Annotated in this window: 4 protein-coding genes; all 4 read right to left on the minus strand. The window is 63.4% G+C overall.

All coding sequences use genetic code 11. The features are described from left to right. On the minus strand, positions 1 to 770 hold a 770-nt coding region (locus A5707_RS03340; protein WP_232000614.1), incomplete at its 3' end, for a condensation domain-containing protein. Between the two features lie 23 nt (positions 771 to 793). Then, the gene (locus tag A5707_RS03345) at positions 794 to 1,021 is read right to left on the minus strand and encodes an MbtH family protein (protein ID WP_065013111.1); all 228 of its coding nucleotides are present in this window, start codon (positions 1,019 to 1,021) and stop codon (positions 794 to 796) included. A gap of 321 nt (positions 1,022 to 1,342) precedes the next feature. Then, positions 1,343 to 2,743 carry a hypothetical protein gene (locus A5707_RS03350; protein WP_065013112.1) on the minus strand — a complete coding sequence of 467 codons (1,401 nt, stop codon included), beginning with the start codon at positions 2,741 to 2,743 and terminating at the stop codon, positions 1,343 to 1,345. 136 nt (positions 2,744 to 2,879) lie between these two features. Continuing rightward, on the minus strand, positions 2,880 to 12,248 hold a 9,369-nt coding region (locus A5707_RS03355), incomplete at its 5' end, for a non-ribosomal peptide synthetase (protein ID WP_156657518.1).

Here is a 12,248-nt window from a genome sequence, read left to right on the forward strand (position 1 = left end):
CACGCCGCAGTAATCACCGACGAGCGACGCATGCCCAACGCCTTGGACAATTCGTCGATGCCGGCAACGGCGGACGGGTCCAATTGAATCGGCGCTGACGTCTCATCGCGGTCGCGCCCGCCGGAGTCGCGCACCGACCGAGAACTCACTTCGCCGTCCGACGCGAGATTCCTCATCCAGAAGGCCTGGTCATCGAGATATTCGGCGGATGCTTCGTACGCTGATTCACAGTCGATCAGATCGCTCAGCGACCCGAAAAATCCCGGTGGAATCGACTCGCCGGCAGCAAGTGCGTTATAGACAACGGCGATCCGGTGGCACACAAAAGCGAGACCAATTCCGTCTACCACAATATGGTGACAGCACACGAAGAAATAGAATTCATCTACTCGTGTTTGGAGCAATGCGAATTTGAATAGCGGGCCGTTAAGCGGCATCAGTGTGCGCTGAATCGATGACGCTAACCGATAAGCGTCTTGCGCGGGATTCTGAGAGCCCATGAGATCGTAGCGAATAAGCTCAACGTCCGGATGATCGACTACCTTTTGGTAAACCTGCTCATCCGCGTGGAAAAAGGTGGCTCTCAGTGGTTCGGCCTCGCGCACCACCTCACGAATGGCCGATTCAAATAAATCAGCGTCAATCGGCCCTGCGATGTGAATGAAAACGCCCAGTTGCCACTTGGCGTCTAAGCGCCCGGTTTGCTCCGCAAGCCAGATATCCAGCTGGCCTCGCGTCAGCGGAAGCGACACCCCGTTATTAAGTGCCATCGAACTCCCCCGAGCCTCACGGATTATTTCGCGGACGCTCGGTCCGCAACCAGTCTGTCGCACAGACTCTTGGGCCGAATGTCAATCCAATTCTGTTCGATGTAGACCGAACATGCAGCGCGGCCTCCTTCGCTGTGAACCAGCCGCCAACCTGCTGAAACGTCGGCGGACGCCGGCCACCTACGGTGTTGCTCCTCGTCGTCGACCAAGACGAAAAAGCTGCCGTCTTCGTCGAACGGATTGACACTCACTGATTCCTCATAACTAACGGTCGGCTTTGAAACCCGTTCCAAACGTAATGCAGGAAACAGGGCCTGTCCGGGAATTTGGACAATGTGCATAGTGTGACCTAACCCGCACTTAGCAGGGTTCCGGCGACGGCGGTTTTCGGTGCTGTGACCTGCAGTAATGGGTTTAGCTTCGTGGCTGCGGGTCCGTGCACGCACACGCCTCGACGGCGTTCGACCTCTAGGACTCAAGCGAGCCATTGAGCCGGGCGAAATCCGTCACCTGACGAGGTCAGGGCGGCTTGCCGGCAGGTGGAGTGATCCGCATGGTCGCAGCCAAACGCGTCAAACGCTGGTGCCGTGGACTGGACGCGGGGATTCCTCCGTTGGTATGTGATTTAAGGGCGCTTCGTGAGGCGTACCCGTGAGCGAGAATTCATTCAAGATGCTCAAAAGTTCTTGTCGCCAGCCATCTTTCGAGTTAGAACGACCTGGCAGATAAGCAGTCACCGAGAGAAAGACCTGCTTTTCCGTTCTTCCGGAGAGCAAAAACAGCCGTCCGCCGCCCCGGTACATCATCGCCGTGGGCACGTTCGAATGAAGCAGCTTCATAGCAAAGTAATCAGCGTCGGTGCCGTCCGCGCGGGCGGCGGCCGGATCGACCATGCCCACGTTGGATGAGGCCACCCCACCCCCAGCCGCGCCACCGCCGACCTTAAGGAGCAGGCGCTTAGGCACCAGAGCCAAAAAGGGAACGATCGACAGGGCTGCGCGCTCGTCATCGCGCATCTCCAGGTGGCTAGCCAGTGCTTGTTTGATCGCGGCCCGGATCGGACGCAGGTCCGCGGTCGCGGGTGCAGGGTCCACGGTGACGATGACATCACCGACCGCGTTGGCGCGCGTATCACCGGCGACGCGCTCGCTGAACGGCATTCTCACCACAACCAGGCCGTCTGCGGTGACTCGCTCGGCGCGCTGAGCCAGCCGGGCCGCCACACCCACAAGCAGCGCGTTGCTGGTCCCACCGAGTGCCTGTGCGCGTGCCTCCCACTCATCGGCCTTCACGAAAACCGTTGCCGTTGGCAGACTGATGAATTCACCGGCGCCAGCGGGCACCTTAAGTGGCTTGGCAGCTAGCGGAGCAGCAGCTTTAGCAACTTCCCGGCCTTGCCGCGTTAACCGTGACGCGGCGGCCATGCCGGGGCCGATTGCGCGGATGTCCCGTGCACTTTGGCGGGCGTCCTGACGCAGCGCCTTCCACCGTCGGCGCGACCGGGGCGCCGGCCAACTGATCGGGTCCTGGCGTCCCAACACCGCATCCGTTAGCGCCTCGCCCAGTCCGACGCCGTCGATGAGACTGTGCGAAACGACCAAACTGACCCCCGCACCGCCGTCGGTAAATGGCATTACCGCAAGGTGCCATCCGGGCCCGTGCTCGCAATCCAGCGGATTGTTGGCCTGCTCATCAAGCCAGGCATCGAACTGTGCCCGCGGTCGCGCCTCCGCGACGATCTCCATCGCCGAGAACCGATCGGCCGATACCCAGCGGTGGCGGCCAAACCGCAGTGGTGATCGTTCGATACCGCGGGATAACCGCCCGCGCTGTAGATGAGCATGGAATTGCCGCAGACCCTCGATGTCGACCGGACGGTTGTACACCCAGACACACTGCAGGTCGGTCGTGACTCCCGAAACCAGTGCGATACCAAACGCGGCCTGGTCCTCCAGGTCCAGTACGTTGTCCATTTCCGTACGGTATGCCCGAGAAGCCGTTTCCAACCCGAAATCGACACCAAATGAGCCATATCGACCGCAAGGCGTCGTCTTGAGCTTGGACTCGAGCCGCGAAGTCGAGATCCAACGTGAACTCGCCGGGGTGGTTTTACTGTTCGCGGATCGTATTGAGGTCGGGGACGTGTTTTGCCCGGCTGGCACGGATGTCAACTTGTTGGCTCAGACTTCTCACTGACGGTGCGTCGAAGAGGATGCGCACTCCCAACTGGGTATCAAGAGTCGCGTTGATCTCGTTAATCGCGCGCATCGCCGACAGCGAGTCTCCGCCCAGGTCGAAAAACGACTCCTCGACCCCGACGTGGTCTACCCCTAGTACTTGGGCGTAGATATCGGCAAGGATCTCCTCGACCGGGCTGGCCGGGGCGCCGAGACTATTGCCGGGGTGGCGGGTTTGGGGAGTCGACACCGCGTCGTTGTTCCGCCCCTCTAACCGGACGGGCGCAGCGCCGTTAAATAGATCCATCGACAGCAGCGGTCGGTTGGGGTCGGCGGTCATGGCCGCCAGCACCTGCTGGAACCGCTCGATGAGGGCGTCGATGCTGGCGGTATCAAATACGTCGGTGCGGAATTGAACGCGAAGGTTCAATTCGGGGCCCGGCACGGCTTGGACGGCCAGCGGGTAGTGGTAGTAGTCGCGGAACTCGACGATCGCCAATCGGTGGGCCCCCGACAACGCGTCGGTATCGGTCGGGTAGTTCTCGTAGACGAAAACGGTGTCGAACAGCTGCTTGTGAGCAGTGATGCGGTGGATGTCGCTTAGCGCCAGGTGCTGGTGGTCGAGTGTGTGGTTGTGGGCGCTCTGCAATTGCTGCAGCAGGGCCGCGGTGGTGGTCTGTGCGGAGATGGTCGCCCGCACCGGCACCGTGTTGATCAACAGCCCCACCATCGACTCTGAGCCGGGCACTTCGACTGGCCGCCCCGAGATCACAGCGCCGAACGCCACATCGTCATGGCCGGTCAAGCCGCGCAGGATCTGCGCCCACGCCGCCTGCAGCACGGTGTTGACGGTGGTTTGCTGTACGCGAGCCAGTTCGCCAACAGCGCGGGTGGTCTGTTCAGACACCCGAAACGATGTCGTATTACGCGGCCCGAGCCCCAGACGATCCGCCGGCCTGACCAGAGTGGGGGTATCAAACCCGGCCAACACCTGATTCCACGCCGACAGCGCGGCACCGCGGTCTCGATCCGCCAGCCAACTGAAAAACCGGCGATACGGCACAGGCGCGGGCAGCTGCGCCCCGTTGTAGCTGGCAAAGATTTCGCTTAACAGGATTGGCACCGACCAGCCATCGAACACGATGTGATGGTTGGTCAACACCAACCGGTGCCGATCATTTGCGGTGCGAATCAAAGCCGCCCGAAACGCCGGCCGTTGGGCAAGGTCAAAAACCGCCGCGCGTTCCTCACTACATACCTGCTGAATCCGCTCCTCGACATCGACCTCGCTAGTGGCGAGGTCGACATAGCGCCATCCCGCCACCGGATCGGCCAGGATGATCTGCACCGGCTCACCGCACCCTGATAAGAACCGGGCTACCAGATTGGGATGGCGGTTAACCACCGTGTCTACCGCTTCATGCAACCGATGCTGATCGATCGGACCGGCCACGGTGATATCTATCTGCACTGCATACGCGTCGTCGCCGCTGCCTTCGGCGATGCCGGCGTGAAAAAGCAGCCCCTGCTGCAAGGCCGTCAAAGGCAGCACATCAGCAATTTCATAGCGGCGCTGAAGTTCGTCGAGTTGCCGCTGGCTGAGTCGAGCCGGGGCGATATCCGAGGGGGTCAACCCGCCCCCACCCCCACGCACATGGGCACAGATCCCGGCCAAGGCTTCAAACCACAACCGACCAAGGCGGCTGACCTGGGGCTGTTCTAACGCCGAGGGCGCCCAGGTCCAGTTGGCTTGCAGCTGCGGGCCGGTGTCGGTGTCGACGGTTGCGGCGTTGAGTTCAACGGTGTGGGCCAACGCCATCGGAATCGCGGCGGCTGCGGCGGTCACCGGCCCGCCCTCCTGGCTGATCCGCCAGACATCACCTGAGGCATAGGCCGCCGGGGCGCCCAATCGGCCCAGATAATTGAATCCGATTGACGGGTCCGACCCGGCCAGGTCCACCTCGGGGTTTGAGTACCGCAACAGCCCATAACTCAGGCCGTCCGGCATCCTCCGGAGTTGCTCCTTGGCGTCTTTGATTACCGTCCCCACCACGGCTTCACCGGCGAGCACCTGCGTCCACGACAACCCACCCATGCTCAACGACACCGGATACTTGGCGGTAAACCACCCCACCGTCCGTGACAAGTCCACGTCGGCGCCCAACTCCTCGTGACGCCCATGACCCTCGACATCAATACCGACCGGTGCGCTGCCCGTGCCCAAAAACTCCGCCACCGCTAACGCGAACGCGATCAACAAAATGTCATGTATGCCGGCATGGAAGGCCGCGGGGACCTCGCCCAGCAGCATGCGGGTGATTTCGGAATCCAGTTCCACAGTCAACTGTCCTGCCGTGGCAAGCGTATCCACCCCGGGGCGCACCGCGGGCAACGCCGCGGGCGTGCTTGCCACCTGTCGCCAAACCTCGGCCTGGTCCACCACTTCCGCTGTATGTGCGTGCGCGGCCAACAGTTTCGTCCACCGGGCAAACGACGTCCCACCAGCCGGTAAAGCTACCGTCTGTCGAGCACGATGCTGGGCCCAAGCGATGTTGAGGTCTTCAAGCAAAATCCGCCACGACACCCCATCAACGACCAAGTGATGAACGATCACCACCAGCTGCCCCGCCGGCGGCGACCACACTGCACTCAGCATCACCCCCGCGGCCGGGTTCAACCGCGACCGTGCCGCGACCACCGCCTCATCGGACAACACCTCTACGCTGGTCAAACAGTCGTGCGCGTCCACGGTCTCCGCCTCGGGCACCAGCAACGACCACTCGCCAGCGGCATCGTCGTCGAGCCGGGCCCTCAACATGGCGTGCCGGTCCAGCAACGCCTGCAGCACCACCAATACATCGGCCTCGGTGACTCCGGCCGGTGCCTGCAGCGGCACTGTCTGGTTGAACTGCTCAACCAGACCCTCCAGGCTGTACAGCCACTTCATGATGGGCGTGGCCACCACTGGCCCAATCCCTTCATCGACCGAACCGCCTGATGACCCGCCGACCACTCGGGCAACCCGGGCCAGCCGGGCTACGGTCTGCTCGACGAAAACATCTCGCGGTCGACACACCAGCCCGGCGAACCGGGCCCGGGCCACTACCTGGATCGACAAAATGCTGTCGCCGCCCAACTCGAAAAACGAGTCATCGACTCCGACCCGCTCTACACCGAGCACCTCGGCAAAAATGCCTGCCAAGGTCTCCTCGACCGGGTTGCTTGGGGCTCGGTAGCGATCGGTGTCCTGATACTCCGGTGCGGGCAGGGCTCGGGTATCGAGTTTGCCGTTAACCGTTAACGGCAGCGCCTCGAGCACCACCACTGCCGCGGGCACCATATAGGCCGGTAAGCGCTCAGCCAGCTTCGTGCGCGCGGTGGCCGGGTCGGCGGTGCCGGTGACATAGCCGACCAGCCGTTTGTCGCCGGGGTGGTCCTCGCGGGCGATCACCACCGCCTGCTCGACCCCAGCCAATCCGGCCAGCGCAGCCTGAATTTCCCCCAACTCGATGCGATACCCACGAACCTTGACCTGCTCATCGGCACGGCCCAGGTACTCCAACTGTCCATCCGCGCCCCAACGAACCAGGTCGCCGGTGCGATACATCCGTGCCCCCGTGCCGCCGAAGGGACAGGCCACAAACCGCGACGACGTCAGCTCCGAGCGGCGCACATACCCATAGGCCAGCCCGGCGCCGGCCACATACAACTCCCCCACCACCCCGGCAGGCACCGGGCGCAGCCAGCCGTCGAGCACGAAAAAGCCCAAGTGTGCCAACGGCACCCCGATCGGGCTCACACTGCTGTCAACGTCGGCCTCGACGATCTCGCGGAACGAGGCATGCACGGTGGTTTCGGTGATGCCATACATGTTGACCAACCGCGGCAACCCGGGGTGATGGTCCAGCCAGCCGCCAAGACGCTGGGGTTCCAACGCTTCCCCACCGAACACCACCGTCTCCAGCTTGAGCTGAGCTCCCAACTCGGGGGCCAGCGCGTCGGCGGTTTGCAGCGCATAAAACGCTGCCGGCGTCTGACTCAACACATTGGCCTGCTCGCTGGCCAGCAACGCGTGCAACTCTTCGGGCGAACGCACCACCGCGTCGGGCACCACGACCAGCCGCCCACCATGCAGCAGCGCGCCGAAGATTTCCCACACCGAGAAATCGAACGCCAACGAGTGACACTGTGTCCAGACTTGCCCTGCCGACAACTCCAGATCAGCATCCAACGTCTCCAGCAGCGCGATCACGTTACGATGAGCAACCGCAACGCCTTTGGGCATCCCGGTTGTCCCCGAGGTGTAAATCAGATACGCGATGTCGTCCGCCGCAGGAGCCGCCAACCCAGTACGCGGATAGGAATCGATGCGTGGGTCGGCGATATCGACGATCCGTAGATCGTGACCATCCAGCCGTCCGGCCAGATCGGTGGTAGTGAGTGCGGCGATCGGCGCGGCATCGGCCACCACGAACCCGATCCGAGCATCGGGATGGCCCGGGTCGATCGCTAGATACGCCGCCCCCGTTTTGAGCACCGCCAGCATCGCCACAATCGCCTCAGCGGATCGCTCAATCAGTAGCGCCACGCACTGCCCCGGACGCGCACCATGCTCAATCAGTAAATGCGCCAAGCGATTCGATGCTTCGTCGAGCTCGCGGTAGCTCATCGCACGACCATTACAGGTCAACGCCACCGCCTCCGGTGCGCGCGCCAACTGCGCGGCGAACACCGTGGGAATCGACTCTCCTGCCTGAGGCGGCAAGCTCAGCACCGCCCGGTTGCCGACCTCATCGAGGTGGGAATGCTCACCGGCGTCGAGCACATCGATAGACGACACCCGCCGAGTTGGGTCGGCGGTCAATGCCATCAGCACCCGTTCCAACCGCTCAATTAGTGTCTCGATGCTCGCGGGGTCGAACACATCGGTGCGAAATTCCACCGTGCCGCCGATCCCGGCAAGGTCGCCGGCTTCGGAGAAACGTTCCGCGAGTGAGAACGTCAAATCCATTCGGGCGGTTTGGGTGTCCACGGGCAGCGGGGTCAGCTCCAGCTCACCCAACCCCAAACCGGCGACAGAATCCGCGGCGAAGTTCTGCCAGGCCAATACCACCTGCACCAGCGGGTGATAAGTCAATGACCGGGTCGGGTTGAGCCGCTCGACGAGCACCTCGAAGGGCACATCCTGATGCTCGTAGGCGGCCAAGCTGCGCGCGCGCACCTGCGCCAACAACTCGGCGACGGTGGGATCACCGGCCACATCGACGCGCAACACCAACGTATTGACGAAAAAGCCCACCAACTCATCCAGGACCGGGTCACGCCGCCCCGCAATCGGGAACCCCACCGCCACATCAGAACTGGCGCCCAGTTTGGCCAGCAACACCGCGAGTGCGGCCTGCATCACCATGAAGCTGGTCGCGTTGTGCTCACCGGCCAGCGCGCGCACCCGTTGCTGCAATTCAGCCGGCCACTGCACTGCCACACTGGCACCCCGGTAGTCGGCCACCGGCGGATAGGGCCGATCGGTGGGCAACGCCAGGCGCTCCGGCATCCCTGCCAGCGCTTCCTGCCAGAACTCCAACTGGGAGGCGATACGACTATGGCGATCCGCCAAGTCACCGAATTGCGCACGCTGCCACAGGGTGTAATCCACGTATTGCACCGTCAACGGCGCCCAATTGGGAGGCTGCCCGGCACATCGGCTGGCATAGGCCACACCGAGGTCAGCCACCAATGGCCTCATTGAGACACCATCAGCAGCAATATGGTGCACCACCGCCACCAGCACATGTTCATCGTCTGCAACACGGAAAAGCCTTGCCCGCAAAGGAAGGTCGCTCGCTAGATCGAACGACCGACGCGCCGTTTCTTCGACGGCTTCCCGCAGCCGGCTGGCCGGCCAACCGCTGGCATCAGCGATGTCCCAACCCAACTGCGCGCGCTCAGCCGAAATCACTACTTGCTGCGGAACACCATCAGCAGCGGCGAACACGGTGCGCAAGCTTTCGTGGCGGGCCACCACATCGCTCAGTGCGGCACCCAGCGCCGCGGTATCAAGGTGTCCGCCCAGCCGCAACGCCACCGCCAAGTTGTAAATCGGTGAGGGGCCCTGCAATTGGTCCAAGAACCACAACCGGTTCTGGGCAAACGACAACGGCACCACCGCCGGCCGCTCACCGGCCACCAACGGCTCCAAGCCACGTCCGCCAGCAGCCAGCCGCGGCGCCAACTGCGCAACGGTGGGCGCCTCGAAAAGCATTCGCACCGCAACGCCGGCATCCAACGCGGTATTGATCGCGGCGACTACTCGCATCGCCGACAACGAATCCCCACCCAAGTCGAAAAACGAGTCGTCGACCCCAACCCGCTCTACACCCAACACCCTGGAATAAATACCAACCAGTACCTCTTCAACCGGGGTGGCCGGAGCGCGGTACCGATCAGCATCCTGGTACTCCGGTGCCGGCAGTGCGCGTGCGTCCAGTTTGCCGTTCGGAGTGAGCGGCAGTGCCTCGAGTACCACCAGCGCGGTCGGGACCATATACGGCGGGAGCCGATCGGCCAGCTGCGCGCGCGCGACGTCCGGGTCTGCGGTTCCGGTCACGTAACCGACCAGGCGTTTATCGCCGGGGCGCTCCTCACGGGCAACCACCGCCGCTTGATCCACCCCGTCCAGGCCGTCCAGGACGGCCTGAATCTCCCCTAACTCGATGCGATACCCGCGGATCTTGACCTGCTCATCCGCACGCCCTAAGTACCGTAACTGGCCATCCGGGCCCCAATACACCAAATCGCCGGTGCGATACATGCGCGTTCCAGAACCGCCGAACGGGCATGCCACAAACCGCGATCCGGTCAATCCTGGCCGATGCCGATACCCGCAGGCGACGCCACGACCGGCCACATACAACTCCCCGACTACCCCAGTCGGTACCGGTCGCAGCCAATTATCCAATACAAACAGCGCCGCTCCGGGCACTGGCGAACCGATCGGCACCACCCCGGCCCCCGGCGTCAATGGCGCACTGACAGTCACAACCATCGTCGTCTCGGTCGGGCCATAGGCGTTGACCATCACCCGCCCCGGCGCCGCCCACCGGTCCACTATCTCGGCCGGACAGGGCTCACCGGCCACGATCAACGTCGCCGACTCCAAACCCTGCGGCGATAACATAGCCACCGCAGAAGGCGTCTGGGCGAGCATGTTGACGTGTTGGCTAACTAGCAAGGTATGGAAGTCCTCCGGCGAGCGCGCCACCGAGTCGGGCACCATCACCAGTCGTCCACCCTGCAACAGCGCACCCAAGATCTCCCACACCGAAGTGTCGAAGGCCAAGGTGTGATACTGCGGCCGCACGCCCACGCGAGGTAGGCCGCCGCCTGGCGACGCCAGCAGTTGAGTCACGTTGCGGTGGGTAACCGCCACTCCCTTCGGGACGCCGGTTGTTCCCGAGGTGTAGATCAGGTATGCGATATCGTCCGCGGTCGGCCCCGGCAACGCGGTGCTGGGCTCGATGCGCACAGCGGGTTCGTTGACGTCGATGACCGCCACGTCGCACCCGTCCAGCCGATCGGCCAGATCAGCGCTGGTGATCGCTGCGACCGGCGCCGCGTCGGTGAGCATGAACTCGATACGCGCGTCGGGATGCCCCGGGTCGAGCGGCAGGTACGCCGCTCCGGTCTTGAGCACCGCCAAGATCCCCACCACGGCCTCGGCCGACCGCTCCAACAACAGCGCCACACACTGCCCCGGGCCCACACTGTGGGCGATCAGCTTGCGCGCCAACCGGTTAGTGGCGTCATCGAGCTCGCGGTAGGTCCACGATCGCTCCCCGTCGCTGATCGCTACCGCATCTGGGGCGCTCTCTACCTGTGCGGCAAAGGCCACCGGAATCGATACCGACTTTGCGTCCGGCTGTGTCAACACCGCCCGGTTGCCCCATCGATCCAAGCGGGTCTGCTCAGTACCATCGAGCAGATCCACTGATGACAATCGCCGCGTCGCATCAGCGGTCAGCGCCACCAACACCCGTTCCAACCGCTGGATCAGCGTCTCGATGCTAGCCGCGTCGAACACGTCGGTGCGAAACTCCACCGTCCCGGCGATCCCGGCTGGCTCACCGGCCTCGGTCCAGTGTTCAGCCAACGAGAACGTCAAATCCATTCGCGCCGTGTGGGTGTCCACCGGTAGCGGGGCGACCTCTAGATCGCCCAAACTCAACGTGGCCGGCTGATTGTTCTGCCACGCCAACCCCACTTGGACCAGGGGGTGATGGGCGCGGCTTCGGGTCGGGTTGAGCCGCTCGACCAGCACCTCGAAGGGCACGTCCTGATGCTCGTAGGCGGCCAGGCTGCGCGCGCGCACCTGCGCCAACACCTCCGCCACCGTGGGATCACCGGTCACATCGACCCGCAACACCAAGGTGTTGACGAAAAAGCCCACCAACTCATCAAGCGCAGGATCGCGTCGCCCGGCGATCGGGAAGCCCACCGCCACATCAGGATTGGCGCTCAACTTGGCCAACAACACCGCTAGCGCGGCTTGCACCACCATGAAGTTGGTCGCATTGTGCTCACCGGCCGCTTTGCACACCCGCTGCTGTAGCTCGGCCGACCAATCCACGGCCACAGTGGCGCCACGATAGTCAGCAACCGGCGGATAGGGTCGATCAGTGGGCAGCTGCAGTCGCTCCGGCATCCCGGCCAAAGCGCCCTCCCAGTAAGCCAACTGGGAGGCAATCAAGCTCTCGCTGTCGTCGAGATCACCGAACTGCGCACGTTGCCATAGCGTGTAGTCGACATACTGGACTGGCAGCGGCGCCCAACTCGGGGCCCGCCCGGCACGCCGGCTGGCGTAAGCCACACCCAAATCCGTTACCAGGGGCGCGACTGACCAGCCGTCGGCAGCGATGTGGTGGACCACCGCCACCAGCACATGCTCATCCTCGGCAATGCGGAAAAGCCGCGCCCGCATTGGGATCTCGCTCGCTAAATCGAAACTTTGCCGGGCCGTTTCCTCGACGGCCTCCAGTAGCCGACCAGTCGGCCAGCCACTGGCATCGACGATGTCCCAACCCAACTCAGCGCGCTCAGCCGGAACCACTACTTGCTGCGGAACACCATCGGTCGCGGCGAACACCGTGCGCAGGCTTTCATGGCGGGCCACCACATCGCCCAGTGCTGCACCCAACGCCTCGGCGTCTAGATGCCCGTCCAGCCGTAACGCCACCGCCATGTTGTAAATCGGCGACGGTCCCTGCAACTGATCCAAGAACCACAACCGGTTCTGGGCAAACGA

This window comes from Mycobacterium kyorinense, from assembly GCF_001672775.1.
Lineage (GTDB): Bacteria > Actinomycetota > Actinomycetes > Mycobacteriales > Mycobacteriaceae > Mycobacterium > Mycobacterium kyorinense_A.